This window comes from Acinetobacter calcoaceticus ANC 3811, from assembly GCF_000399665.1.
Taxonomy (GTDB): Bacteria; Pseudomonadota; Gammaproteobacteria; order Pseudomonadales; family Moraxellaceae; genus Acinetobacter; species Acinetobacter calcoaceticus_B.
Window position 1 is genome coordinate 2169555 of record NZ_KB976986.1, and the last position, 24316, is coordinate 2193870.

Sequence of the window (24316 nt, forward strand, 5' to 3'; positions counted from 1 at the left end):
TTAGGGGCGTCGCCAAGTGGTAAGGCACCGGGTTTTGATCTCGGCATCCGTTGGTTCGAATCCAGCCGCCCCTGCCATTCTCTTATTTTAAAGACAGACTTAATTGCCATGCTTTTTGTTGATTGATCTTGACATTGTATTGCAAAAATATTAAAGTTCTGCCGCATTAGGGGCGTCGCCAAGTGGTAAGGCACCGGGTTTTGATCTCGGCATCCGTTGGTTCGAATCCAGCCGCCCCTGCCATCTATTTAATTACATACCAACCGCCAAGGGTGCTTCATGCCCAATCTTGTCGTTTTTAGTGGAAATGCTCATCCACAGTTCGCTCAAAAAGTCGTAAGTCACTTACATATCCCTCTAGGTGCTGCATCAGTCGGTCACTTTTCTGATGGAGAAATTTCAGTAGAAATTACTGAAAATGTTCGTGGTAAAGACGTATTTATCGTTCAGCCTACTTGTGCCCCTACCAATGATAACCTTATGGAAATCTTGGTTATGGCAGATGCTTTGCGTCGTGCAAGTGCTGGTCGTATTACCGCTGTTATTCCTTATTTTGGTTATGCTCGCCAAGACCGTCGTCCACGTTCTGCACGTGTACCGATTACAGCTAAAGTTGTTGCAGACATGCTTACCACTGTTGGTATTGATCGTGTCGTAATGATTGACTTACATGCTGACCAAATTCAAGGTTTCTTCGATATTCCAGTCGACAACATCTATGGTACTCCTGCTTTGCTTGCTGACTTACGTCAACAGCAGCATGATAACCTTATGGTGGTTTCTCCTGATGTTGGTGGCGTAGTACGTGCTCGTGCCGTTGCCAAACAAATGGGTGACATCGATTTAGCAATTATTGATAAACGTCGTCAAAAAGCCAATGAGTCGCAAGTTATGCACTTAATTGGTGACGTACGAGATCGTGATTGCGTTATTGTAGATGACATGGTTGATACTGCCGGTACATTGTGTAAAGCAGCTGATGCGCTTAAGCAATTTGGTGCACGCCGTGTAGTTGCATACGCAACTCACCCTGTACTTTCTGGCAAGGCTATTGAAAACTTACGTAATTCAGTTATTGATGAATTAGTTGTCACTGACACTATTCCTCTTTCTGAAGAAGCATTAACCTTGGGCAAAATCCGTCAGGTTTCTGTTGCTAGCATGGTTGCTGAAACGATTCGTCGTATTAATAACGAAGAATCTATCAGTGCGATGTTCGATAGTTTATAATACCGCAGCTTTTATAAACCCTGGCCTTGGCTGGGGTTTTCTATCACTAAACTGGTCGCAAGTTTAGTACATTTAAACTTTAATGAGGATTTACTCATGGCAAACTTCGTATTAAACGCTCAAGCGCGTGCTGAAGACAAACAAGGGAAAGGTGCGAGCCGCCGCCTTCGTCACGAAGCATTAATTCCAGCTATCATTTATGGTGGAAATGCTGAGCCTGTAGCTATTACTTTAGAACTTCGTCAGCTTGTAAAAGCTTTAGAAAACAATGCTTTCTTTGAAGAAGTTATAGAAATCCAAATGGGCGACAAAGTTGAAAACGTTAAAATCCAAGCGTTACAACGTCACCCAGCGAAAAACACTCCTATGCACGCTGACTTTAAACGCGCATAAGTGTTGAAAGGCGTAGATTAGTGTCAAATATTTCGCTAATTGTTGGTTTGGGCAATCCTGGTTCAGAATATGCCCAAACCCGCCATAATGCAGGTTTTTGGTTCATCGAACAACTTGCTAATAAGTATGGCATTACATTAAAAAATGATCCGAAATTTCACGGAATCAGTGGACGTGGTAATATAGAAGGACACGATGTCCGTCTACTTCTACCTACTACATTTATGAACCGTTCTGGACAAAGTGTAGTTCCATTTGCAAAATTTTATCAAATTGCTCCCGAAGCAATTTTGATTGCTCATGATGAACTTGATATGAACCCTGGTGTAATTCGTCTAAAAACAGGCGGAGGACATGGTGGTCATAATGGTTTACGTGATATTGTCCCTCATATTGGTCCAAATTTTCATCGTTTACGTATTGGTATCGGACACCCTGGCTCGAAAGAGAGAGTTTCAGGTCATGTACTTGGTAAAGCACCAAGTAGTGAACAAAGTCTGATGGATGCAGCAATTGATCATGCCCTTTCTAAAGTGAAACTACTTGTTCAAGGTCAAGTTCCACAGGCCATGAATCAAATTAATGCATATAAACCCACATAAATTGTTGAACAATCAAGCTTGCTATCTTGCTTTTTTAAGAGCAAAATGCGCATCAGCCACTTTGCCAACCGCAAAAGCTATATAGATTTCACCATAAGATCTTAATCTTCTTAGGTCTACTTAGGAGACGCTAGCCATGCTATCTCGTTTATTAAAATGCAAAATTCACCGTGCAGTTGTAACACATGCTGAACTTCACTATGAAGGTTCTTGTGCAATTGATGGCGTATTGATGGACTTAGCTGGTATTCGTGAATATGAAGAAATTCATGTTTGGAATGTAACCAATGGCAAACGCTTCACGACCTATGCGATTCGTGGTGAAGATAACTCTGGAATTATTTCAGTAAACGGCGGTGCTGCACATCAGGCAGACGTTGGTGATTTAGTCATTATTGCTACATTTGGTGATTTTACTGAAGCTGAAGCAAATATTCATAAACCACGTTTGGTCTATGCAAACCCCAATAATACAGTCAATCACACAGCGAATTGTATTCCTGTTCAAGTTGCCTAATTTATTCTAAGAATAAAAAAAGCCCGCATTAACGGGCTTTTATAATTTTATAAATCCTAAATAGTTCCTTCCCACCAATTCTTTTGCTGTTTGCAATTCAATGGTTGAAGCCCCTCTCCTCGTAAATCAAACAGAATCGCCTCTCCTTTTGTATTTACCTTAAATTCAGCATATTTTGCTTTCTCATAGCATTGAGCTAAACCTTCGGCAAACAAGAAACTTCGTGAAGCGGGATATAAAGCCTGTAAACGATTTTCAGGATTTTTTAAAATTAATCTTTGTCCAGCAAATGAATTATTGATATCTAAAACTGTACGAACTACACGATTTTGTGAATCCAAAATAACTTTTGCTGGAACAGATGAACGATTAAAAATCACCTGATCTAGAGCATCACTCTCACTTCCTGCAAGAGCTTTAAGAGATTGTAAATTTAATTCATAAGCCAGTGCCATATAGTCACCTTGTAAAATTGAACGAGGATCAACAGGCCTGAGTTCAATAAAAATACTTTTACTATGATGCAGATGCCATTCGTTTTTCGCCACTAATCCGGCAAAAAACAAGATAGTGACTAGTGCAAGAATAAGAGAAAAATACTTCTTCATTATTTTTCTCCTTCAATCAAATTGCGTTGATTTTCATGGTGAAGTAACCAATATAAAGCCAACAATACAATGCCAGAAATAAAAATTGATGCACTCTTGGCTAGAAAAGTTACTTGTAAGTTGTAATAGAGCTGCCAGAACACTAAAACAAATACAGCTAAGCTAACTCCATAAACAATATAATCTTGCTTTTTTAATGCCCACGTTAAAATAATAAGCAGAATGAAAATTTCAAAATATCCCAATGCAATAAGTAACGCACCAAAAATTAAAAAGGCGAAAAAAGTGATTCCCTGAAGTTGTCTATATAAATGAAAAATACTAAAGCACAACAACCAGATACTAGGCAGTAAATATAAAATCCATATCTGCTGATCTATCGAGATTTCTGGAACTAAACCCACAAAAGCATCAAAGAAAGAAGCTACCAAAATTACTGCAAGTACACATAACAAAATACTACGCTCATATAGAGCTATTGGTCCACTCTTAGGCAAGAGTACCAAGCTAAAAACCAAGTAGCTGAGCAAAGTTAAATTTAAATAGATCTGAGTAGAATGTATTGACCACAATAAATGGTCTAGTTGCAACAAATAGATAAAAGCTATGCCATATGTAGCGAGCATTTGAATTAAAATGAAGAACCAGTGCGGTTTAAGGAAATAACTCACAAATAGAATAAAAATCTGTGCAATTAAAACCCATAGAATTTGATCTGTTTCTGAACCAAGATGAAATAAAAAAGCGGTCTGCCCACTAATAAATAAACAATAGGCAAATTGGCGAATGAAGTGATGTTGGGTTTTTTTCAATAAAATAGCGGCTATACAAACAAAAATAGCCCCTATAACTAAAGAAACAGCTTCCCAAAATACTAGTGTAAAAGCAGCAAGTGCCAGACCTGCAAGCCAAGCACCAATTGCTAAAGGAATTACATAAAAGCGGCTTTGACGAAAGATTTTTATTAGAAAATAACTAATTAATGCAAACCAAATAAAAATAATGCCCGCAATTAATAAAAAGATGAACTCATTAGAATCTTTAAATAAGTTATTAATGCCATCTACAAGCCATATTGTTGCGGTCACACCGAGAACGGCAGCCATTAAACTAGCACATAGCTGATCGTCTTTTTTGAAAAAATAATAAAAAGCGATTATTCCAGCAAAGAAAGCAGAGATCAGGTAAGGAATATGTTCACTTGATAAAAACTGGATCATTCCCGTTATCGAAATAACTGCAAACCAAGCAATAAAGACGAAACGTAAAGCAGGATATCTCTTTATACATATCCAAAACTCGATAAGGCTTAATAAATTTAGAGCAAATAAATATAAATAAGGAAATTTTTCTGACCAAAAAGTCTGCTTAAAAAATAAAAAAAGTGTGAGCTGACTGGTAATACAAATTAAAGCAAAGATTCCAATATTCGGTCGATATAACCACGGTAGTAAAAGTAATGTCCAAATTAAGAAAAGCAGATAACTGTCTGCACCAGTTTGATAAACCTGCCCGATTACAGCCAAACTTAAGCCTACCATCAAACCGCAAACACCATGTAAAGTCTGCCTAACTCCTTCACTTAAGGTATCTTTTACGCTGAACCATGCTATCACAAGTAATATAAGTGGTGGGATGGCTAGCTGAATACTGTCTGGAAGCATTAACCAGTTAGCAGCAATTAAATAAAGAATACCGACCGCCATAAATACATAACTGAAAATATGGAGATGCTGAATAAATAAAGTATTCCTAAGGGGATAATCGTCTCTTATCTGCATGAAACACCTATTTTATTTATAATTTTCTATAAAAAACATAGCATTCCATTTTCATATCAACAAGTAAGCTCTTGTTAAAAAGCCTAATTCTGTTTATGAAAATACTTATTCATAAAGAAACTTAGCATTCTACAAATGCATCTAGCCAATTTTATCAAGCGCGCTATAATAAAACCCATCGCTTCAGGGCGGGGTGTAATTCCCCACCGGTGGTAAAGTTAATTTTTATGATTAGATTAACAAGCCCACGAGCTTAAATTGTGTAATTTGAGCAGATTTGGTGAAACTCCAAAGCCGACGGTATAGTCCGGATGAAAGAAGACGACGAACTGGGATAAATCCGTTTTATTTCAGTGCCAGCCTGTTTTTACATCAGTCCTGAAATGTTCAACCGTATTTTTACGAGAGCGTTTCATTATGTCTAGCTTAATTCAACCAGAACTTTTTTTCTCAGCCCTCTCTCCTGCTGAACAACGTATTCAACAAGCATTAGAAGATATCCGTCAAGGCAAACCAGTCTTGGTTATGGATGACTTCGATCGCGAAAATGAAGCAGATTTAATTGTTGCAGCCGAAACTTTAACAGTAGAAACAATGGCACGTATGATTCGTGATGGTTCGGGTATCGTATGTTTATGCCTTACAGAAGAGCTAGCAGATCATCTAGAACTTCCCCCAATGGTTTCTCACAACTCAAGCCAGTTCCATACTGCTTTTACAGTCACTATTGAAGCAGCTCAAGGTGTTACCACAGGTGTTTCTGCTAAAGACCGTGTGACTACCATTCAAACTGCAATTAAAGATGGTGTTGTCCCAAGTGATCTTAACCGTCCGGGCCATGTTTTTCCTTTACGTGCCCGTAATGGTGGAGTACTTACTCGTCGAGGTCATACCGAGGGAACAATTGATCTAGCAAGACTGGCTGGGCTTAAACCTGCTGGCGTGTTATGTGAATTAACCAATCCAGATGGCACTATGGCATCTGGCATTCAAGTTTTGGCATATGCTCAAACTCATCACCTAACTGTGATTACAATTGAAGAACTTGTTCAATACCGCCAACAACACGGTATTTAAATGAAAAAAGGTTTGGCTTTATATCAAAGCCAAACCTTTAAATTAAAATTTAATAATATTTAAGATACTTTCTTTTGTGCTGCCTGCTCTTCAACATAGTCCAAAAGTTCAGAAAATTGCGCAATCGTTGCTTTAGGCTGTGCTTGTTCAAGTTCCTCTGGTGTTCCATAACCATAAGTCACTGCAACTGCTTCAATACCATTATGGCGAGCACCCAAAATATCGTATTGGCGATCACCCACCATTAAACATTCTTCAGGATTTAGTTGCTCATGTTCAAGAATATAATGAATGAGTTCAGCTTTATTAGTCCGCTCGCCTGTTAACTCACTACCATAAATATGTACAAAATATTGGCTTAAGTCAAAATGATCCAAGATACGTTTTGCATAAATCGTTGGTTTAGCAGTGGCAACAAATAAACGATAACCTTCTTCTTTTAATGCATTAAGCGTTTGGGCAACTGATGGATATACTTCATTCTCAAATAAGCCCGTAACTGAAAAGCGCTCACGATAAGCAAGTAATGCTTGCTCAGCCAAAGCATCATCTTGAGTAGCTAACAGTTTTGCTAATGACGCTTTTAACGGGGGGCCAATTGTCCAGTCAATATTTAAATCGACAGCTAAAGGATATCCCAGTTTATCCATTGCATAGCGAATTGAAGTATGGATACCAACTTTTGGGTCTGTTAGAGTTCCATCTAAATCAATCAAAATATGTTTTATAGCCATTCAATCACTAACCCAGTAAAGTATTTAATTCAATTGGTCGAGAGTTTAATCAAACTCTCTTATACTAACGTAAATTTAAATTGAAAAGGAAATAACCGTGCGTCCAACCGTACTTTGTTTCTCGGGTTTAGACCCTTCAGGTGGTGCAGGTTTACAAGCTGATATTGAAGCGATTGGACAAAGTGGTGCTCATGCAGCAATTGCATGTACAGCCCTCACCATTCAAAACTCACAACAAGTATTCGGCTTCGAAGCAACCTCAAAAGAACTATTATTAGCTCAAGCAAATGCCGTTGTAGGTGATTTACCAATTAAATGCGTTAAGTCAGGCATGCTCGGCACTACAGATAATATTGCTGCTCTAGCTGAGTTTCTTCGCGCACATCCAGACTATCAATATGTACTTGACCCTGTTTTGGTCGCAAATAGTGGTGGTTCTTTAGGTGATCAAGCGACTCTCGTTAAAGCATTTGTTGAGCTTATTCCCCTAGCCACTATTATTACTCCCAATACAGTCGAATTACGTGCTCTAACAGGCATTGCTGACTTAGAACAAGCAACCAAAAAACTTTTCGAAATGGGTGCTAAAGCTGTATTAGTTAAAGGTGGACACGAAGATACACCAGATCATATAAAAAATAGTTTATATATTAATGGTGAACTTGCGGCGAGCAGCAGTTGCCCACGCTTAGATGGTGAGTATCACGGTTCAGGTTGTTCTTTAGCTAGTTTTATTGCTGGTCGTTTAGCTTTAAGTGATTCTTTAAAAATTGCAGTTCAGCATGCTGAAACATGGTTATTTGGTGTTTTAAAGAACGCCGACACTCCAGTACCAAATGGGCAAAAAATACCAAAAAGATTTTAAAAAAGAAAAAAGGCGCTAAAAGCGCCTTTTTTATTACCCTCAATTATTGAGGAATACGTAAAACCTGACCAGGGAAAATCTCATCTGGATCTTTTAACATTGGTTTATTTGCTTCAAAGATTTTTGGATACTGATTTGCATCACCGTAAAATTCTTTAGCAATTTTTGAAAGGTTATCACCAGATTTCACTGTATAAAATTTGCTTTCTGGTTCAGGAGTTGCAACAGTCATTTGATCATCTACATGTGCCACATGATCAATATTCCCAACAATAAGAATAATTTTTTCTTTATCTGCTTGGCTTTGTACTTGACCATTAATAGTCGCAGTATCAGTTGAACCATTATAGGTTACAGATAAGCCTTCTACCCCTAAACCTAAGCTTTTAATTAAACCTAATAATTTATTTGCGATTTCTTGTGCAGAAGGTTCTGCTGGTGTTGCTGGAGCTGGTTGTGGTTCTGCTGGTGCGGTATTTTTCTTACCAATACCTTTTACAAAATCAAAAAGACCCATCTTTTAGTCCTCATATTCTTGTTTATAATAAAGTCATTAAACTGACCCTTATTGTTATACGTGAAAAAAGAGACACCTCTGCTATCAATTGAGGTTGATCTTGTAAAAATATGTATCTCTTCTTTTATTTTGCTCAAATAAAAAAAGCCACCTTACGGTGGCCTTCTTTTTATTCAGCAATATGCGAATTAACCAAGTTTTTTAGTTACATAGTCAATTGCAGATTGAACTGTAGTGATTTCGTTAGAATCTTCATCAGGGATAGTGATGTCGAAGTCGTTTTCGAAAGACATTACAAGTTCAACTAGATCTAAAGAGTCAGCACCTAAGTCATCCATAAAAGATGCTTCGTTTTTAATCTCTTCAGCTTTAAGACCAAGTTGTTCTGCAACTGCTTGTTTAACGCGTAGTTCGATATCGCTCACAGGAATTCTCCTCATTGCTCGTGGCGTTTGATTTGCCACTAGTTTAATTGAATATAAAAAAATTTAAAAGTTTATACATCAGCCTTAGGCCATGTATAAACCACCATTTACATGTAATACCGTACCGGTAATGTAACCTGCTTTATCACTTGCAAGGAAACTCACCGCATTTGCGATATCTTGTGGCTCACCTAAGCGATTTAAAGCCACTTGATCACTCATTTTTTTGCGAATGTCTTCACTAAGTGCATCTGTCATTTCTGTTGCAATGAAACCTGGTGCCACACTGTTCACAGTGATTTGGCGGCTACCCATTTCTTTTGCAAGACTGCGGCTAAACGCTTCAATACCTGCTTTTGCAGCAGAGTAGTTCGCTTGACCTGGGTTTGCAAAGTGCGCAACAACAGAACTAATATTAATAATGCGGCCAAAGCGCGCTTTTGTCATACCTTTAAGCACACGTTTAGATAAACGATATACGGCTTTAAGGTGAATATTGAGAATGTCATCCCAATCATCTTCTGACATGCGTAGCAATAAATTGTCTTTCGTGATACCCGCATTATTAACCAAAATAAGCACAGGGCCATAGTTTTGTTCAATATGAGAAACGACTGCTTCAATCTCATCGAGATTACGCACATCGAGAGCTAAACCTGCCCCTTGCTCACCAAAGCTTTCACTTAGCTTTTGTGCACCAGATTCAGATGTCGCAGTACCTACAACAAAATAACCGTCTTGAATAAGTTGCTGGGCAATAGCAGCGCCAATGCCCCGACTCGCGCCCGTTACTAATGCAACTTTGCGTTCTTGTGTCATGCAATTTTTCCTTCTGCCACTAAAACAGCATTTAGGGCATCTTCTATTTTACTCTTGCTATCGATAGCAAAAGCTTTTTCTATATTTGGTAAACGCTTCGCGAGATTACTCAATACTGTACCAGGTCCACACTCAACAACGTAGTGAATACCTTCATCCTGTAAAAACTGCATCGTGTCTGTCCATTGTACAGATTGGTACAATTGAGCAGTTAATGCCTGACGCAATTGAGCAACATCGGTAGCTATTCCCGCGTTGACATTTTGTATTACAGGTATGGTAGGCAGCTCAATGGCAGTTTGTTCCAAAGCTTCTGCAAATTTTTCAGCAGCAGGTTTCATCAATGAACAATGCGAAGGAACTGACACAGGTAAAGCAATTGCCTTAGCAGACTGCTCTTTTGCCAAAGCCATTACTTGTTGTACAGATGCTGTACTTCCAGCAATTACGACTTGGCCTTGTGAATTATAGTTTGCAGCTTCTACTGAGCCTTGACCTTCTGCATTCACGATTTGGCAAAGTTCAACCACTTTTTCATCAGCCAAACCAAGGATTGCAGCCATAGCTCCTTGCCCTTGAGGAACAGCGCTTTGCATGAGTTTGCCACGCAAATTCACGAGTTTCACTGCATCTGCCAAGCTCATAGATCCTGCAGCAACTAAAGCGCTGTATTCACCTAGAGAATGTCCTGCAAGGTACTTAGGTGCCAGACCACCTAAATCAAGCCATACACGCCATAGAGCGATACTGGCAGTTAATAACACAGGTTGGGTATTTTCTGTTTGGTTGAGGCCTTCGCCACTTTGCGCAATATGCCACAGATCGAATCCAAGTGCATCCGAAGCTTCAGCAAAGGTTTGCCCAACCCCACTAAACTGTTCTGCTAGTTCAGCAAGCATACCGACTTTTTGTGAACCTTGACCAGGAAACACAAACGCAGTTTTTGTGGCTAAAGCTACTTGTTCAAGACGTTTAGCAGACATAAGAAATCCTTTTTTGGGTTTTCACTCATTTCTGGAGCGGAAATTTAACATGTTATTTATATTTTTATAATTGCGAAAAACAACAAAAAAAGGGAGCTTTCGCTCCCATTTTTTCTATACTTAAGCATCACGCTTAATGCATATCATACAATTATTCAGCATCAGCTGCTTTAGCGAATAATTGACGACCACGGTAGAAACCGTCTTTAGTAACGTGATGACGACGATGAGTCTCACCAGTTGCTTGGTCTACTGTTAATGCATTCTCGGTTAAAGCGTCATGTGAACGGCGCATGTCACGGCGAGAGCGACTTTTACGGTTTTGCTGAACGGCCATGATGGCTCCTTACAAAGATCGAAAAAATGGATCAGAACAAATTCAGTTGTCTTATCTCACAATTATATCACAAATTATGAGTTAAGTTTACCCTTCAAACCTGCCAAAACATCAAACGGATTATCCCGTTTTTCTTCAACAACATCTTGAACGGTAGGTTGATGTTTATTTTCACAAGCATCATGCTTGGGAGATAAAGGCACCAACAATAACAGTTCATCTTCTAGTAATGCGAGCAAGTTAATCGAGGCAGGCGTATCATAATCGCCTTTCGTCGAAGACTCACTTTCACCTAAAACGATGAAATCAGCATCCTCATCCAAGCGCTCTATCAGTGACTCATCATCTATTAATGCAATATGAAAGTCTAAGACAAGAGGTATTTCAACAGGTTCCAAACAACGTTGGCACTCCATTAAAACTATCGTGTCTATATGACCATCCATCCACACAATGCGATGATATGCATCCATTGATAGCTTACAGTCTATGTTGACCAATTGATTATCAATTGATCCAACAGCTTCACGAGCGATACGAGCAAAGCGAGACAAGGACAGTTGACCTGACCATGTAAAGCCTTGTTCAGCCCATTTAAACGGCTCAATCTGTGCCGGAAAGGTATTTGCTGACATAATTAAGGCGGCAATTCTACAAATTCATCGGTACTCTGTCAAAGATTAAGATACAATTTTGCACTTCTTTAGACAGAACTCGGGGTAAATTAAGCAATGCACCTGTTGCAGCCGCAACCTGAAGTTAACACTTCATTACTCGTTTGCACCCATTCAACTCATCAGAACACGCTTGTACCTGACATAGTGCAACTCTCACCATGGTCAAGCTCAAAATCGGAGTCTGAGCAAGTCGATTGGCTTATTTTACACTTTAATCACTGGTTTTCCCACCATAATGTGACATTAGTTCGTGGAGATTTTGAACCAGAATATTTCCCAGCAACAAATCAGGGTCCGGCTAAAATCCAATTCGCCCACGGTTTTTTGAACAGCGCGTTACATGAAATCAGTCATTGGTCAATTGCTGGCGAAAAACGCCGCCTATTACCCGATCTAGGATATTGGTACGCTCCCGATGGCCGTACGCAAGAACAACAAAGTCTATTTGAACAAGTAGAAATTAAGCCGCAGGCAATTGAATGGTTATTTGCGCAGTCTTTTGGTAGAAAGTTTAGAGTCTCGCTTGATAACCTGACAGGTGATGGCGGAGATGGCAAAATATTTAAAGATAATGTTTATGCTCAAGTACAACGTTATTTTTCAGGTGAAGCCAAGTTACCGCGTGATGCAGCAGCATTTATTGGTTTTATTTGCCAATGTACACGTTCAGGCATAGCATTACAATCAAATGAATTTAAACGTGAACTCCTTGATTAATTGACAAAAAAACCACGTTAATCACTTGCATAGGTTATTTAAAAAGCCTAATAATTATTTTAACACTGGCGTGATGGAGTCTCTAAAATATGATGCATTTACATGTACATCCTGAAAATCCACAGCAACGCCTCATTAGCCAAGCGGTTGAACGCATTCGTGCCGGAGATGTTGTGGTTTACCCTACCGATGCTGCCTATGCAATTGGCTGTCAGATCGGTAATAAAAATGCTATGGAACGTATTGCGCAGATTCGCGGTTTAGGGCCAAAGCACCAATATGCAATTATGTGCTGTGATTTATCTGATATTGCAACTTATGCAAAAGTTGATAATGCAACTTATCGGCTATTGAAAGCGAACACCCCAGCCATTACGACTTTTATTTTACCGGCAACCAGTGAAGTTCCGCGTAGGTTAATGCATCCTAAAAAGAAAACCATTGGTTTACGTATTCCAAGCAACCCAATTTGTCAGGCTTTATTAAAAGAACTTGGTGAACCTCTACTCACCAGTACATTAATTTTACCAGGCCAAGAAGACCCACTCGATGATCCATACGATATTGAAAATCAGTTAGATAAGCGAATTGATGTATTTATTGATGGTGGTTTCGGTACTTTAACAAGCACAAGTATTGTCGACTTATCAGGTGAACATCCTGAAATTATCCGCCGTGGTATTGGAGATGTAAGTGCTTTTGAATAAGCACTTACAATTTTCACCAACAGTTTTAAAAAAAGTATTATCACTCAAGAAAATACTCTTTATTTATTTTGGATTTTTTTTACACTTTAGTCGTTAATTAATTTATTAAAAGGCACAATTCATTTAGAATGATCGCCACTATCTGCTGTTCTTCTATTTACAGCTCTCTTTGACTTGAATAACAAGTCTCATGCTTTTGAAAATTCGCGTGGCTTATAATCGTAATGAATCAATCACTTCATCAATCCATGGAAGACGCTCCACACATCCGTGTTTTAGATGAGTGGCATGACAAGATTCCTGAAGATCTCTATATTCCTCCTGCTGCATTTGAGATTTTGCTCGAACAGTTTGAAGGTCCGCTAGATTTTTTAATTTATCTGATTCAAAAAAACGGTTTTGATTTAATTCAAGTCGATATTGCTCCTATAGCAAGTCAATATTTAACCTATATGGATAGCATGAAATCCTTAAATATTGAGCTAACCGCTGATTATATGGTGATGGCAGCCTTATTAGCTGATTTAAAGTCGCGTCTACTTTTACCAAAGCCAACAACGATCAGTATTGAAAAAGATCCCAAGCAGGACCTGATTGATCGACTTGAAACCTATCTACGCATTAAGCAAGCGGCAGAACGTTTAGGTCAAATGCCAATTCTTGAGCGTGATACATTCAATGCAAATGTGAGCTTAGGTCATATCGCTCCTGTTTACGAAGGCTATGATATTTCAGCATTACATGATGCATTGTTCTGTATATTTAACCGCCCAGAACCTGTTGTTCATGTTGTAGCTCAAGAGCCTGTATTACTCGAAGAACGCATTGCATATATTGAAGAGAAATTAGAGTCTGGTGACGTGTTAAGTTTTAAAGAATTACTCAATCCTCTGCAAGGTCGCATGGGAATGGTTGTTACATTTATGGCTGTTTTAGAGTTAACCCGTCAACAGCGAGTTAAAATTATTGCCTCTGGTATTGAAGCTCCTTTAGCAATTCAAGGATCTTCAATATGAGTTTTGAACAAAATAATACTGATTTGTCATTAGCCGACATTCATCACGAAGTTTTATTACAACTTGAAGCAATTATTTTTGCCAGTGATGCGCCCGTTTCAATTGCACGCTTAAAAGAAGCATTTAATAATCAGTATAATAAACAACAGCTTCGTCAACTCTTACAACAGCTCGCGCTATTACAACACGGCCGATCTATTGAATTGATTGAAACAGCGCAAGGGTTTCGCTTTCAGGTAAGATCTAAATATCGTAGTATTATTGCGCAAATTTGGCCAGAGCGACCAACTAAACTGTCGCCTTCATTACTAGAAACGCTGGCCGTCATTGCTTATCATCAACCGGTTACCCGCGCAGATATTGAACAAATTCGTGGTGTGTCTAATAATAGTCAGATTCTTAGAACACTATTTGACTGGAACTGGATTAAAGAAGCCGGTTTTAGAGATTTACCCGGAAGACCCGCGTTGTTAATTACAACGCCACAGTTTCTGAATGCTTTTGGTCTAGCTTCGATAGGCCAATTGCCTCCCCTACAGAACGCCAAGGAAGCCTTTATGGCTCTCGATGCAAATGCACCGAAATCATAAAGAGGTGGACTGTTGATCATTATGTCTAAGGTTGTGCTGTCATGAGTGAAAAATTGCAAAAAGTATTAGCGCGAATCGGATTAGGTTCCCGCCGATATATGGAAGAGGTTATTGCCGCAGGACGCGTGAGTGTAAACGGCCGTGTTGCCCAAGTGGGTGAACGTATTGAACCAGGCGATGAATTACGCATTGATGGCCGTAAAGTTCAGTTTCAAATTGAAGACGAAATTCGTCGCCGTGTATTGATTTACTATAAGCCAGAAGGTGAAATTTGTTCACGTAATGATCCTGAAAAACGCCCAACCGTATTTGATCATTTACCACAAATTGCGAATGACCGCTGGGTAATGGTAGGTCGTTTAGATATTAACAGTACTGGTTTATTATTATTTACAAATGATGGCGAGCTTGCTAATCGCTTAATGCATCCATCAAATGAAATTGAACGTGAATATGCTGTTCGAGTTATGGGTGAAGTAACGCCTAAAATACGCCAAAAAATGGTAACTGGTGTAGAGCTTGAAGATGGTCCAGCTAAATTTGAGTCTTTCTCAGAAATTGGTGGTGAAGGTATTAACCGCTGGTACCAAGTTGTCGTGAAAGAAGGTCGTAACCGTGAGGTTCGTCGTATTTTTGAATCACAAGAACTTAAAGTAAGCCGCTTATTACGTACGCGCTACGGTACAGTTATTTTACCACGCGAATTACGTACTGGCCGCTGGATGGAACTCGATAAAAATGACATCGATAACTTAGCAAAATCTGTTGAGTTAAAACCACGTCAAGGCACAGGTCTATTTGGTATGGCAAAACGCCGTACTGACCGTATGACCGAAAAGCCAATGGCAGCTCGTCGTGGCGGTTACTTACGTCAACAACGTCGTGATGAAGAAAATGAAGCTCCTGTTAACACGGGTAACCAACGTAAATCGACTGGTTTTAACCGTGGTTCTAAGAAATTCTAAAATATTGAATAATATGTAAAAAAAACCGCTCAAATCAGAGCGGTTTTTTTATAGCTTTTTTTTAAATTAATTCATTTTTTCCAGCTCAATCCATTCAGTTTCAGGGAAATGAATTGCTAAATAGTCTTTCAAATAGTTTGAAGTATCTTGAGAAATTAATGGATCTTTTGATTCATCTTTTAAGTTATATACCAAAGCTTTTAATTTCAGCCCACGAGACTTGAGCGCTTCAAGGCTAAGTAAAGTATGGTTAATACTTCCTAAACGGCCCGATGTTACTAAAATAACGGGAAACTGGTGCTGAGCAATATAATCAATGGTGAGTAAGCTTGTAGTTAATGGCACCATTAATCCACCAGCACCTTCTAACAATACAATTTCAAAACGCTCCGCCAGTGTTTGAGTTGCATTTTCAATTTTTTGAAAATCAATTTCTCGATTATCTAAGCGTGTTGCAAGATGAGGCGAAGCAGGATAGCTAAAAATTTCAGGCATGGTGAGCTTGTCATGATCTTCTTGAAACCAACCCTGCCCCATAATTTCACGATGCTTTTCAATATCTTCAGAAATATCAGCATTACCAGTCTGAATGAGTTTTTGGGTAATTACTTTTTTACCCTGCTCAGTCCATAATTTTGCTAAAAAGCCTGTAGCGTAGGTTTTACCAATGTCGGTATCAATCCCACTCACAAAATAGATCTGACCACTCATTTACTTCATTCTCCGGGCAATACAATAAATCGGATGATAGGTTAAGGAATATCCCTCGGCATGCTTAAACTGATCATAATCTTGATAAAACTGCTGTAAAGTTTGCTTAGTCCAACGGTGCTGAGCAGTTGCGGTTACGCCTGTGGCTTTTAAATGCTGCAACACGGCTTTAGGCGAATCAAAATAGAGTTGAGTTTCTGACTCTGACAAATGCAAAATTTCAAAACCAGCATGAGTTAAGGCATTATTCCAATTTTCAATAGACCAATAACTTAAACCTTGGCCTGTTAATTCTTTAATTTCGATTAAGTTCTGAGGGCCAAAAGTTGAAAAACATAACCAACCTTTTTCATTCAAAGCAGCATGGCAATATTGAAGTACACGAGGTAAATCCTGCATCCATTGTAAAGCTGAACCTGAAATAATCATCTCGAGCTGCTGTGGAAACGCTAAAGTTTCAATGTCCCCAATTAACCATTCCAAATCTTCTGGGTGAGTAAAATGCTGCTGCACATCAGCATACAGATCATTCAAAATTAACTCTTCAATCTGAAAAGATGCAGTAATAAGTCGAGTTAAATTGCCAGAACCACAACCAATTTCAAAAACGCGTGACATCGTACTCGGGCAAAATTGCTGGAGTAAAACTGTTAAATTTTGGCAAATTTGTTTTTGAACAATTGCATGCTCTGAATAGCTTTGCCCTGCTTTGGCAAAACGCTGGGCAACCAAGTTTTTATTCAAACTCACAGAAAACTCACCAATTCTTCAAGCTCATGTTGCTGCACCATTGACGTTAAAGAAATACGCAAACGAGAACTATTTTGAGGGACTGTTGGTGGACGTACTGGCATAGCATAGAAACCACTTTCTTGAACCTGTTTTGCCTTATCGATAGCAGCCTGACTTTCTCCCACAATAACTGGAATAATATGGCTGGTCGATGGACTTACATAACCTTTTTGCACAACAGCCTGTTGAAAATACTGACTAATATTTTGTAAATGTTCACGTTGCGGTTGAGCTTGTAATACTTTTTGAAAAACAAAGTTTGCCCATGCCATAACAATCGGCGGTTGAGCAGTACTAAAAATAAGTGGGCGCATTTTATTAATGAGGTAATCTTTAATAATTGGATCGCAAATAATGTAACCACCTACTGCTGCCAATGCTTTACCTAATGTACCGACTAGGAAATCAATTTCCTGAATCACATTATATTGTTCAGCACATCCTAAGCCTTGCTGACCACGAACACCAATTGAATGAGCTTCATCGACATATAACATGGTTTTAGCAAAACGTTTTTTGAGCTGTACTAAAGCGGCTAAATCCGTTTCATCACCATCCATACTAAAAATGCTTTCAGTCATCACAATGATTCGTTCAATTTTGTCATCATCATGATACTTTTGCAGAAGTTGTTCTAAGTGCTTTAAGTCATTATGTCGATAACGTACATATTGAGCGCCAGATAAACGTATACCGTCAATCATGCTCGCATGGACTAACTTATCTGCCAAAATTAAAGTTTTGCTATCAGCAACAGCAGGCAAAATACCAATATTCATGTGATAGCCACTATTAAATAACAGAGCTGACCGACCACCAAATGCTTTACTTAGGCTATTTTCCAACTGTTCATATTCATCAAAGTTACCCGTCAATAAACGGGCCGATGAAGAACTAAAATAACTCCGCTCTAACGGTAAGCTATCTAAAAACTCTTGACGAAGATTAAGATCAGCCGCCAGTCCAAGATAATCATTTGAAGCTAAGTTGAGCATTGTTTTATTTTGAATTGTAATAAAACGGCCATGTTGCACATTTTGGGTAAATTGTCTGAAATTACCTTGTTGTTTTAACTCATCTAACTCGTTAGCAAAATGATCAAGCAATGACATCTTAATGCGCTCCCTGCAACGTTTTAACAACTTCAACCAATTTTTCAAGCAAATCACTTAGTTCTTGTTGAGTGATGACATACGGTGGCATCACATAAACCAGTTTGCCAAAAGGACGAATCCAGATTCCACGGTCTACAAACTCTTTCTGTAAAGTTTTCATATCAACATTAAAGGTAAGTTCTACTACACCAATTGCACCCAGCACTCGTACATCAGCAACATAATCAAGCTGACTTAAAGGCGTTAAATATTGGCTAAGCTGTTGCTCAATTCGCTTAATATTGGCTTGCCAATCTTGTTCAATTAACAATTGCGTACTTTTCAAGGCAACAGCACAAGCAAGCGGATTGGCCATAAAAGTTGGACCGTGCATAAATACCCCAGCCTCACCGCGACTAATCATTTCTGCAACATGCTTTGTGGTTAAGGTAGCCGACAAAGTCATATAGCCGCCTGTTAGTCCTTTACCTATGCACATAATGTCTGGCTCAACTTGTGCATGTTCCCACGCAAAGAGCTTACCAGTACGACCAAAACCAGTAGCGATTTCATCAAAAATTAATAACAGACGATATTTCTCACAAAGCGCTTTAGCCTGACGTAAATATTCAGGATGATAAAAACGCATGCCCCCTGCACCTTGAACAATTGGTTCGATAATGAGTGCAGCAAGGTTTTCATGATTTTGTTGAATAACCTGTTCTAGCTCGGCAATATCTTGAGGATTCCAATCTTCATGAAATTTGGTCTGTGGCGCTGCTACAAAAAGACGGTTGGGTAAGCTTGTGCCAAAAATCTGATGCATACCTGTAACCGGATCACAGACAGACATCGCATTCCATGTATCACCGTGATAACCCGAACGCGTAGTAATAAAATTGGTTTTCTGTGGTTGGCCTTGTGCTGTCCAAAATTGCACAGCCATTTTCAAAGCAACTTCAACGGCAACCGACCCTGAATCTGCGTAGAAAATTTTGTCGAGACTTGGCGGCGTAATTTTTAAAAGAATTTTTCCAAGTTCAATCGCAGGATCATGGGTGAGTCCACCAAACATGATATGGGACATGTTTTGTAATTGGTCTGTCACTGCCTGATTGAGTTCAGGATGGTTATAGCCGTGAATTGCACACCACCAAGACGACATACCATCAATTAAAGTCCTACCATCATCTAGTTCAATCGTTGCCCCATAGGCACGTTTCACTTTAAATGTCGGTAAAGGTTGGGTCATTGAAGTATAAGGATGCCAAATATGTTCCAAATCAAAATTATCGGTCATCCTATTTACCCTTTTACAGCATTCAAATCTTTCATTGAAGACATGTTAAACCTGTTAAGAATGAAAGAAAATTGCGATATCAATCAAAGCTTATTAACTTTGCTGATGAATTGTTAAAAATTGGCAGATTTCTTCAATTGTTCTTTCGACCTGTAGGTAAGGAAAAGCATGTGTAGCATCTGTTAATAGCTTATAACTCATGTTTTTTGTCGCTATATCTTTAAAATTTTCAATAATCTTGCAAGGAATGACGCCATCTTGCTCTGTGAATAAATGAAGCTGTGGACCAGAGTAATTTTTTAAGTTATCTACCAAGTTTAAATGCTCTAACATTTCTAACCCTTGTAATAACAGCTCATACGGAGGCGGGTTTGATATATTTTGCATGTTTAGCCAATCTTTTTTAGCTTGTGCTGAACCTTGAGTAATTAAATAATAAAAGCGTTTTAAAGTCGCTTGTTGGTTTTGCAAAAAAGAAGCCTTAAATTGACTGAACACATCAGCAGGCATTGCAGTTTGCCACGTGTTATTGGCAACAAAACATGGATTAGAAGCAAGCGTAATTAAAGTTTTAGTTAGACCAGTGCTGTTATAAAAAGAATCAACTAAGTGAGTCGCTAACTGACCTCCTAAGGACCAGCCCATTACAACATCAACCTCAGCCACTAAATCAAGCTGTTCCTGGAAACTACCAGTTAAAACATCAAATATATTAATAAGTTGTACATCACAACCCTTCTGTTGCAAATGTAATTTTAATGATTGCAGAGGTTCAATTCCTACACCCCAGCCTGTAATCAATAAAATTTTATTTTGTAACTTCATATGCTTGCCCAGAGCTAGTTTTATAAAGATTATATATTAATATCAATTTAAAATATCTTTTAAAATCAACATAAAAAACAAATCCCAAAGATTAAAATCAAGTATTTACACTTATTTAATATTCTGAAATATATTGATAAATAAGACCTGTATTATTAATAGGAAACATACAAAAATTTAATTATCTAAACATTGAAGCCACTCAAAAAACAACACAATCCACACTTCGCCTATAAATCCATTATGCAATGTAATTAATGTTAATACTTATGTTTTTTTATTAAAAGAAATGACTCATCAATTCATTTTAATGTTAGAAGATTAATTGTTGAACAAAAAATATTAGGAAGGCTAATATGAACAGTCAGAATACAATATCTGATGGGAGAGAAAATAATACATATTTTGTTACACCAGATGATATTATAAAAAATTTATCTTTAGATAAAAATTACTGCTTATTTTTGGATATTGATGGGACGTTAGCACCCTTCCAAATTAATCCTGAGCAAAGTTTTATTCCAAGTACTACATTAGAAATTATAAAAAAAATTATTAAATTAAATATCCCCGTTATTGCTGTAACAGGTCGAGATGTAGACACAGCTTGCAAACTACTACAGCCTATTGAGATTCCTGTTGCTGGCTTGCATGGTTTAGATATTTATTTTGGCTCAGATCATTATATTCGACCAGATTTAAGTTCGATTAATTTTAAAAAATTAAAACAAGATATTATGAAATCTTGTGAGAAATATCCTGAATTATTAATTGAGGATAAAGGATATTCTATTGCCTTACATTATCGAAAAAATCCTGAATTAGAAAATCATGCTATTAATATTATGCATCAGATTATTCCTAATTACCCCCAATTAAAAATAAATAATGGAAAATTTGTTGTCGAGTTAATTCCAACCCAAGCTGATAAAGGTAAAGCAATTCAAACCATATTAAATCATCTTAATATATCTTCAGCTCACCCTATTTTTATAGGTGATGATTTAACAGATGAGTCTGGTTTTATTTGTATTAATCAGAAATTTGGAACTTCAATTAAAGTAGGTTCTGGTGAAACACAAGCTCAATATAGATTAAAAGATATAGATACCGTCACAAACTTTCTTCTTTTATTTCAAAACAGAATAAAAAGCTTATATGTCAAAAATAGTCAAAATCAGAATGGAGAAAAAATATGTCTAAGTTAATTGTATTATCGAATCGAATAAGTATGCCTTCAGGTAAAGCTTCGGCCGGTGGTCTTGCTGTAGCTGTACAAGATGCATTGAATGATAGCAATGGTATTTGGTTAGGCTGGAATGGTCAGCAAATTACCGATAGCGAAGCACCAGAATTCGAACAAGCCTATTCTGAGGGAATTGACTATATTACCTGCCCTCTTACTCATCAACAATACGCGCAATATTATTGTGGCTTTGCCAACAAAGTTCTCTGGCCAGCAATGCATGCTCGAGAAGATCTGATTGAATATGATGGGCAAGAATATAATACCTATCAAAAGGTCAATCGCTTATTCGCTGAAAAATTAAAACAGCTTGCTCAGCCTGAAGATATGATCTGGGTACACGATTATCATTTTTTTAGTGTAGCTCGCTACTGCCGTGAATTAGGCATGCAAAATAAAATTGGTTTCTTTCTACATATCCCCTTTGCTAGCCTGAACATCTGGCGCAAAATTCCCGTAGCCCGCGAATTAATTCAAGACTTAAGCCAATATGATGTCATTGGTTTACAAACTCAGATCGATCAAAATGCATGTATGCAAACTTGTCTAAGTTTGCTCGAAGCTCAGAAAATTCGCCGCGATAGTATTAGCTACAAAAAACGTCAAATACTTATTAAATCTTACCCAATTGGCGTTCAACCAGAAATTATTCAAAAACAAGCACAACAAGATTTATTAAGCCCTTGTGTGTTTAATTTTGAAGAAATACCTCGTCAAAAAACAATCATTGGAGTTGACCGAATTGATTATTCAAAAGGTTTACTTGAGCGTTTTAATGCATTTGCAACCTTTTTAGAAACCAACCCTGAATATCATGGTTTAGTTCGACATCTGCAAGTGGCAACGCCATCACGTACGGATATTGCAGCTTATCAACGCTTATACGAACGTTTTAAAACTAAATTGGAACTGATTAATGAAGAGTTTGCACATGAAGACTGGAGACCTGTAGATTGTTGTTATGATCCAGTTCAACACCATAATCTCATGCATATTTATCGTCACTCTGATATTTGCTGGATCAGTTCATTACGCGATGGTATGAACCTAGTCGCTAAAGAATATATTGCAGCCCAAGACTCAGAAAACCCGGGTGTGCTCATTTTATCTAAATATGCGGGTGCTGCTGAGCAGATGTCTCAAGCCTTGATTGTTGATCCGCAAGATAGAGTGGCAATGATAGATACTTTAAAAATAGCTTTAGAGATGTCTAAAGCGGAGCGTATTAATCATTATCAACAATTGATAGAGGATTTATCTGCATCTGATCTTACTCATTGGCGAAATAATTTCTTAGATGATTTGGAAAAAACACCAACTCTACTGATGAAGCCTCAGCGATTATTACAAGATAATTATCAATCTATTTATCAAGTTTTATAAATCTAAATAAAAGAGCATCAAGAAATTAAATTTCTCGATGCTCTTGAGATTATTTCTATTATTTATAAGTTAATTCGTCTTTGCGAGAGTAAAGCGATTAAGTAAAGCAATAACGAATAACAATACAGCTACCCCTGTTAAAACCGTACTTAAACCAGTCCATTCCCCAATTAAACCAATTAAAGCTGGGCCGCTTAATGAACCTGTATAGGCAATCGTTGAGACTAAAGAAAGTGCTGCTGCTTTAGGCATATCGTTTTGTCGACCTACGCGAGAAAACATGACTGGCACAATATTGGAACAGCCTAATCCTAAAAGCGCATACCCTAATACAACCACTTGCCAGACGGGTGCGGTCACAATAATAACCATACCAATCGCTGCACCAATTGCACTATAGGTTACAACATTTTTTTCGCCCCACTGTTTTAACAAGATATGGCCCGTAAAACGTCCAGTCGTCATGCTCAGAGCAAAAAAGGTATAAGCAAGACCGGCAAAGGCTGGATTAAGCTGATACTTACTTGTTAAATAAATACCTCCCCAATCCATTGCAGCACCTTCTGATAAAAAGGCAATAAAACACATCATGCCAATAAGTAAAATAATACCGTTAGGTCGATAGAATTTTTTAGGTATATCGGTTTCTTGATGTGGCTTTTCATCCTGTTCATAAGACGTTAAACAAGGAGGAATAGCAACTGCACCAATGACAAGCAAAATCATGACAACAGATAAAGTACTCATTAATGGCGAAAGACCTATTGCCAATAATGCAGTCACAAGCATAGCGCCTGTTAAGCCACCAAGGCTGCACATTCCATGAAAACTAGACATGAGCGCTCGCAAGCTATGTTTTTCGACAACCACTGCCTGTAAATTGATAGCGACTCCTAAACATCCTGCTGCCGACCCAACCACAAATAATACTACAGCCATCATCACGATACTGCTCCACATCGTGAGGCTTGGTAATAACACCATTAACAGCATCAATGCCAAACCAATTAATGGACGACATCCCCAACGCTTGACTAAAGCACCAGTTGCAGGCATCGCAATCATTGAGCCAATCCCCATACAAAGCAAAAGTAAACCAAAATCGGCATGATTGAGGTTTAGGCGCTGCTGCGCAAAAGGAATGAGAGGTGCCCAAGCCGCGGTCGCAAAACCTAAGCTAAAAAAGCTGAGTCGTGTTGCAAGACGCTGTGTGCTTAAGAGAGTAGCTGTATCTAAAACAGCAGGTTTGGTAAATAACATATTTCGCGAACTCACCATAAAATCATTGGCGATCCATACCAACCGATTTTCCATAGAAAAACCCTTGCCTCATTAGATTTCTAGGCAAGGGTTTTGTTGGCGAAATTATATCCAATTTCATAAAAAAAACAGGGGGTGTGATACA

28 protein-coding genes, 2 tRNA genes and 1 riboswitch are annotated in these 24316 nt (G+C 38.3%); of the genes, 15 read left to right on the forward strand and 15 right to left on the reverse strand.

Translation table 11 applies throughout. The features are described 5' to 3' along the window. Positions 1-2 precede the first annotated feature (2 nt). The 6 genes from F935_RS11410 to panD all read left to right on the forward strand — a co-directional run bounded on the left by F935_RS11410 (position 3) and on the right by panD (position 2742). A tRNA-Gln gene (locus F935_RS11410) sits at positions 3-77 on the forward strand. A gap of 91 nt (positions 78-168) precedes the next feature. Continuing rightward, positions 169-243: transfer RNA gene (locus F935_RS11415), tRNA-Gln, on the forward strand. A 36-nt stretch (positions 244-279) separates the two neighbouring features. After that, complete coding sequence (locus tag F935_RS11420; RefSeq protein ID WP_016139071.1) at positions 280-1230, forward strand: ribose-phosphate pyrophosphokinase; 951 nt, start codon at positions 280-282, stop codon at positions 1228-1230. A 96-nt stretch (positions 1231-1326) separates the two neighbouring features. Beyond that, positions 1327-1623 carry a 50S ribosomal protein L25 gene (gene rplY, locus F935_RS11425; protein WP_016139072.1) on the forward strand — a complete coding sequence of 99 codons (297 nt, stop codon included), beginning with the start codon at positions 1327-1329 and terminating at the stop codon, positions 1621-1623. Between the two features lie 20 nt (positions 1624-1643). After that, positions 1644-2225 carry an aminoacyl-tRNA hydrolase gene (gene pth, locus F935_RS11430; RefSeq protein WP_003653332.1) on the forward strand — a complete coding sequence of 194 codons (582 nt, stop codon included), beginning with the start codon at positions 1644-1646 and terminating at the stop codon, positions 2223-2225. Between the two features lie 136 nt (positions 2226-2361). Next, positions 2362-2742 (forward strand): aspartate 1-decarboxylase, encoded by a 381-nt coding sequence (panD, locus tag F935_RS11435; RefSeq protein WP_002120296.1) that lies wholly within the window; start codon positions 2362-2364, stop codon positions 2740-2742. Positions 2743-2798: 56 nt separating this feature from the next. Here panD and F935_RS11440 read toward each other — a convergent pair whose 3' ends face one another. Continuing rightward, complete coding sequence (locus F935_RS11440) at positions 2799-3350, reverse strand: GDYXXLXY domain-containing protein (protein WP_016139073.1); 552 nt, start codon at positions 3348-3350, stop codon at positions 2799-2801. Continuing rightward, on the reverse strand, positions 3350-5131 hold the full coding sequence (locus F935_RS11445; RefSeq protein WP_016139074.1) for a DUF2157 domain-containing protein: 1782 nt from the start codon (positions 5129-5131) through the stop codon (positions 3350-3352). Before F935_RS11445 ends, F935_RS11440 begins: the two co-directional genes overlap by 1 nt. A 176-nt stretch (positions 5132-5307) precedes the next feature. Then, positions 5308-5458: riboswitch (FMN riboswitch) on the forward strand. A gap of 90 nt (positions 5459-5548) precedes the next feature. Here F935_RS11445 and ribB point away from each other — a divergent pair. Beyond that, positions 5549-6208: a 3,4-dihydroxy-2-butanone-4-phosphate synthase gene (gene ribB, locus F935_RS11450; RefSeq protein WP_016139075.1), complete on the forward strand. Its 660-nt coding sequence runs from the start codon at positions 5549-5551 to the stop codon at positions 6206-6208. A 59-nt stretch (positions 6209-6267) separates the two neighbouring features. On the opposite strand, the gene F935_RS11455 is transcribed toward ribB, so the two are convergent. After that, positions 6268-6942, reverse strand: a complete 675-nt coding sequence (locus F935_RS11455) for an HAD-IA family hydrolase (protein WP_016139076.1) — start codon at positions 6940-6942, stop codon at positions 6268-6270. A 97-nt stretch (positions 6943-7039) separates the two neighbouring features. Here F935_RS11455 and F935_RS11460 point away from each other — a divergent pair, with 97 nt between their 5' ends. Then, entirely contained in the window at positions 7040-7807 is a 768-nt protein-coding gene (locus tag F935_RS11460; RefSeq protein WP_016139077.1) for a hydroxymethylpyrimidine/phosphomethylpyrimidine kinase, read from the forward strand. A 43-nt stretch (positions 7808-7850) separates the two neighbouring features. On the opposite strand, the gene lysM is transcribed toward F935_RS11460, so the two are convergent. The 6 genes from lysM to F935_RS11490 all read right to left on the reverse strand — a co-directional run bounded on the left by lysM (position 7851) and on the right by F935_RS11490 (position 11523). Next, entirely contained in the window at positions 7851-8324 is a 474-nt protein-coding gene (gene lysM / locus F935_RS11465; protein ID WP_016139078.1) for a peptidoglycan-binding protein LysM, read from the reverse strand. 188 nt (positions 8325-8512) lie between these two features. Continuing rightward, on the reverse strand, positions 8513-8749 hold the full coding sequence (gene acpP, locus F935_RS11470) for an acyl carrier protein (RefSeq protein ID WP_004641570.1): 237 nt from the start codon (positions 8747-8749) through the stop codon (positions 8513-8515). An 84-nt stretch (positions 8750-8833) separates the two neighbouring features. Beyond that, a complete protein-coding gene (fabG, locus tag F935_RS11475) occupies positions 8834-9568 on the reverse strand; it encodes a 3-oxoacyl-ACP reductase FabG (protein ID WP_016139079.1) in 735 nt (244 codons plus the stop codon). After that, the gene (fabD, locus tag F935_RS11480; protein ID WP_016139080.1) at positions 9565-10551 is read right to left on the reverse strand and encodes an ACP S-malonyltransferase; all 987 of its coding nucleotides are present in this window, start codon (positions 10549-10551) and stop codon (positions 9565-9567) included. Before fabD ends, fabG begins: the two co-directional genes overlap by 4 nt. 151 nt (positions 10552-10702) lie before the next feature. Then, a complete protein-coding gene (gene rpmF, locus F935_RS11485; protein WP_000290730.1) occupies positions 10703-10888 on the reverse strand; it encodes a 50S ribosomal protein L32 in 186 nt (61 codons plus the stop codon). Positions 10889-10962: 74 nt separating this feature from the next. Next, positions 10963-11523 carry a YceD family protein gene (locus F935_RS11490; RefSeq protein WP_016139081.1) on the reverse strand — a complete coding sequence of 187 codons (561 nt, stop codon included), beginning with the start codon at positions 11521-11523 and terminating at the stop codon, positions 10963-10965. 96 nt (positions 11524-11619) lie between these two features. On the opposite strand from F935_RS11490, the gene F935_RS11495 reads away from it, so the two are divergent. The 5 genes from F935_RS11495 (at position 11620) to rluB (ending at position 15560) form a co-directional block, all read left to right on the forward strand. Continuing rightward, entirely contained in the window at positions 11620-12282 is a 663-nt protein-coding gene (locus F935_RS11495) for an elongation factor P hydroxylase (RefSeq protein WP_016139082.1), read from the forward strand. 89 nt (positions 12283-12371) lie between these two features. Further along, positions 12372-12989 carry an L-threonylcarbamoyladenylate synthase gene (locus tag F935_RS11500; RefSeq protein ID WP_003653356.1) on the forward strand — a complete coding sequence of 206 codons (618 nt, stop codon included), beginning with the start codon at positions 12372-12374 and terminating at the stop codon, positions 12987-12989. Positions 12990-13213: 224 nt separating this feature from the next. Continuing rightward, positions 13214-14005, forward strand: a complete 792-nt coding sequence (locus tag F935_RS11505) for a segregation and condensation protein A (RefSeq protein ID WP_035366239.1) — start codon at positions 13214-13216, stop codon at positions 14003-14005. Next, positions 14002-14595, forward strand: coding sequence for an SMC-Scp complex subunit ScpB (gene scpB / locus F935_RS11510; RefSeq protein ID WP_016139084.1), 594 nt, complete (start codon positions 14002-14004; stop codon positions 14593-14595). The genes F935_RS11505 and scpB overlap by 4 nt, the downstream gene beginning before the upstream one ends. A 41-nt stretch (positions 14596-14636) precedes the next feature. Then, positions 14637-15560, forward strand: coding sequence for a 23S rRNA pseudouridine(2605) synthase RluB (gene rluB / locus F935_RS11515; protein ID WP_016139085.1), 924 nt, complete (start codon positions 14637-14639; stop codon positions 15558-15560). A gap of 66 nt (positions 15561-15626) precedes the next feature. Here the strand turns inward: rluB and bioD are convergent, their stop codons facing one another. The 5 genes from bioD to F935_RS11540 all read right to left on the reverse strand — a co-directional run bounded on the left by bioD (position 15627) and on the right by F935_RS11540 (position 20282). Continuing rightward, entirely contained in the window at positions 15627-16271 is a 645-nt protein-coding gene (gene bioD / locus F935_RS11520; RefSeq protein ID WP_016139086.1) for a dethiobiotin synthase, read from the reverse strand. After that, positions 16272-17021 (reverse strand): malonyl-ACP O-methyltransferase BioC, encoded by a 750-nt coding sequence (gene bioC / locus F935_RS11525; RefSeq protein WP_016139087.1) that lies wholly within the window; start codon positions 17019-17021, stop codon positions 16272-16274. After that, complete coding sequence (locus F935_RS11530) at positions 17018-18175, reverse strand: 8-amino-7-oxononanoate synthase (RefSeq protein ID WP_016139088.1); 1158 nt, start codon at positions 18173-18175, stop codon at positions 17018-17020. Before F935_RS11530 ends, bioC begins: the two co-directional genes overlap by 4 nt. A gap of 1 nt (position 18176) precedes the next feature. Continuing rightward, positions 18177-19457, reverse strand: coding sequence for an adenosylmethionine--8-amino-7-oxononanoate transaminase (gene bioA / locus F935_RS11535; protein WP_016139089.1), 1281 nt, complete (start codon positions 19455-19457; stop codon positions 18177-18179). Positions 19458-19550: 93 nt separating this feature from the next. After that, positions 19551-20282 (reverse strand): alpha/beta hydrolase family protein, encoded by a 732-nt coding sequence (locus F935_RS11540; RefSeq protein ID WP_016139090.1) that lies wholly within the window; start codon positions 20280-20282, stop codon positions 19551-19553. Between the two features lie 356 nt (positions 20283-20638). On the opposite strand from F935_RS11540, the gene otsB reads away from it, so the two are divergent. Further along, complete coding sequence (otsB, locus tag F935_RS11545; RefSeq protein WP_016139091.1) at positions 20639-21490, forward strand: trehalose-phosphatase; 852 nt, start codon at positions 20639-20641, stop codon at positions 21488-21490. Then, positions 21478-22911 (forward strand): alpha,alpha-trehalose-phosphate synthase (UDP-forming), encoded by a 1434-nt coding sequence (locus tag F935_RS11550; RefSeq protein ID WP_016139092.1) that lies wholly within the window; start codon positions 21478-21480, stop codon positions 22909-22911. The genes otsB and F935_RS11550 overlap by 13 nt, the downstream gene beginning before the upstream one ends. A gap of 69 nt (positions 22912-22980) precedes the next feature. On the opposite strand, the gene F935_RS11555 is transcribed toward F935_RS11550, so the two are convergent. Next, entirely contained in the window at positions 22981-24171 is a 1191-nt protein-coding gene (locus F935_RS11555) for an MFS transporter (RefSeq protein ID WP_080645755.1), read from the reverse strand. Between the last annotated feature and the right edge of the window lie 145 nt (positions 24172-24316).

What these genes read in the sequence shown, in the direction of transcription:
- F935_RS11495 (WP_016139082.1), top strand. Translation starts at nt 11,620, where the DNA reads ATGCACCTGTTGCAGCCGCAACCTGAAGTTAACACTTCATTACTCGTT.
- rpmF (WP_000290730.1), bottom strand. Translation starts at nt 10,888, where the DNA reads ATGGCCGTTCAGCAAAACCGTAAAAGTCGCTCTCGCCGTGACATGCGC.
- fabD (WP_016139080.1), bottom strand. Translation starts at nt 10,551, where the DNA reads ATGTCTGCTAAACGTCTTGAACAAGTAGCTTTAGCCACAAAAACTGCG.
- F935_RS11490 (WP_016139081.1), bottom strand. Translation starts at nt 11,523, where the DNA reads ATGTCAGCAAATACCTTTCCGGCACAGATTGAGCCGTTTAAATGGGCT.
- rluB (WP_016139085.1), top strand. Translation starts at nt 14,637, where the DNA reads ATGAGTGAAAAATTGCAAAAAGTATTAGCGCGAATCGGATTAGGTTCC.
- lysM (WP_016139078.1), bottom strand. Translation starts at nt 8,324, where the DNA reads ATGGGTCTTTTTGATTTTGTAAAAGGTATTGGTAAGAAAAATACCGCA.
- rplY (WP_016139072.1), top strand. Translation starts at nt 1,327, where the DNA reads ATGGCAAACTTCGTATTAAACGCTCAAGCGCGTGCTGAAGACAAACAA.
- F935_RS11440 (WP_016139073.1), bottom strand. Translation starts at nt 3,350, where the DNA reads ATGAAGAAGTATTTTTCTCTTATTCTTGCACTAGTCACTATCTTGTTT.
- F935_RS11445 (WP_016139074.1), bottom strand. Translation starts at nt 5,131, where the DNA reads ATGCAGATAAGAGACGATTATCCCCTTAGGAATACTTTATTTATTCAG.
- F935_RS11455 (WP_016139076.1), bottom strand. Translation starts at nt 6,942, where the DNA reads ATGGCTATAAAACATATTTTGATTGATTTAGATGGAACTCTAACAGAC.
- F935_RS11530 (WP_016139088.1), bottom strand. Translation starts at nt 18,175, where the DNA reads ATGTCATTGCTTGATCATTTTGCTAACGAGTTAGATGAGTTAAAACAA.
- fabG (WP_016139079.1), bottom strand. Translation starts at nt 9,568, where the DNA reads ATGACACAAGAACGCAAAGTTGCATTAGTAACGGGCGCGAGTCGGGGC.
- bioD (WP_016139086.1), bottom strand. Translation starts at nt 16,271, where the DNA reads ATGAGTGGTCAGATCTATTTTGTGAGTGGGATTGATACCGACATTGGT.
- F935_RS11540 (WP_016139090.1), bottom strand. Translation starts at nt 20,282, where the DNA reads ATGAAGTTACAAAATAAAATTTTATTGATTACAGGCTGGGGTGTAGGA.
- F935_RS11555 (WP_080645755.1), bottom strand. Translation starts at nt 24,171, where the DNA reads ATGTTATTTACCAAACCTGCTGTTTTAGATACAGCTACTCTCTTAAGC.
- ribB (WP_016139075.1), top strand. Translation starts at nt 5,549, where the DNA reads ATGTCTAGCTTAATTCAACCAGAACTTTTTTTCTCAGCCCTCTCTCCT.
- F935_RS11420 (WP_016139071.1), top strand. Translation starts at nt 280, where the DNA reads ATGCCCAATCTTGTCGTTTTTAGTGGAAATGCTCATCCACAGTTCGCT.
- panD (WP_002120296.1), top strand. Translation starts at nt 2,362, where the DNA reads ATGCTATCTCGTTTATTAAAATGCAAAATTCACCGTGCAGTTGTAACA.
- scpB (WP_016139084.1), top strand. Translation starts at nt 14,002, where the DNA reads ATGAGTTTTGAACAAAATAATACTGATTTGTCATTAGCCGACATTCAT.
- F935_RS11550 (WP_016139092.1), top strand. Translation starts at nt 21,478, where the DNA reads ATGTCTAAGTTAATTGTATTATCGAATCGAATAAGTATGCCTTCAGGT.
- bioA (WP_016139089.1), bottom strand. Translation starts at nt 19,457, where the DNA reads ATGACCGATAATTTTGATTTGGAACATATTTGGCATCCTTATACTTCA.
- F935_RS11500 (WP_003653356.1), top strand. Translation starts at nt 12,372, where the DNA reads ATGATGCATTTACATGTACATCCTGAAAATCCACAGCAACGCCTCATT.
- F935_RS11505 (WP_035366239.1), top strand. Translation starts at nt 13,214, where the DNA reads ATGAATCAATCACTTCATCAATCCATGGAAGACGCTCCACACATCCGT.
- otsB (WP_016139091.1), top strand. Translation starts at nt 20,639, where the DNA reads ATGAACAGTCAGAATACAATATCTGATGGGAGAGAAAATAATACATAT.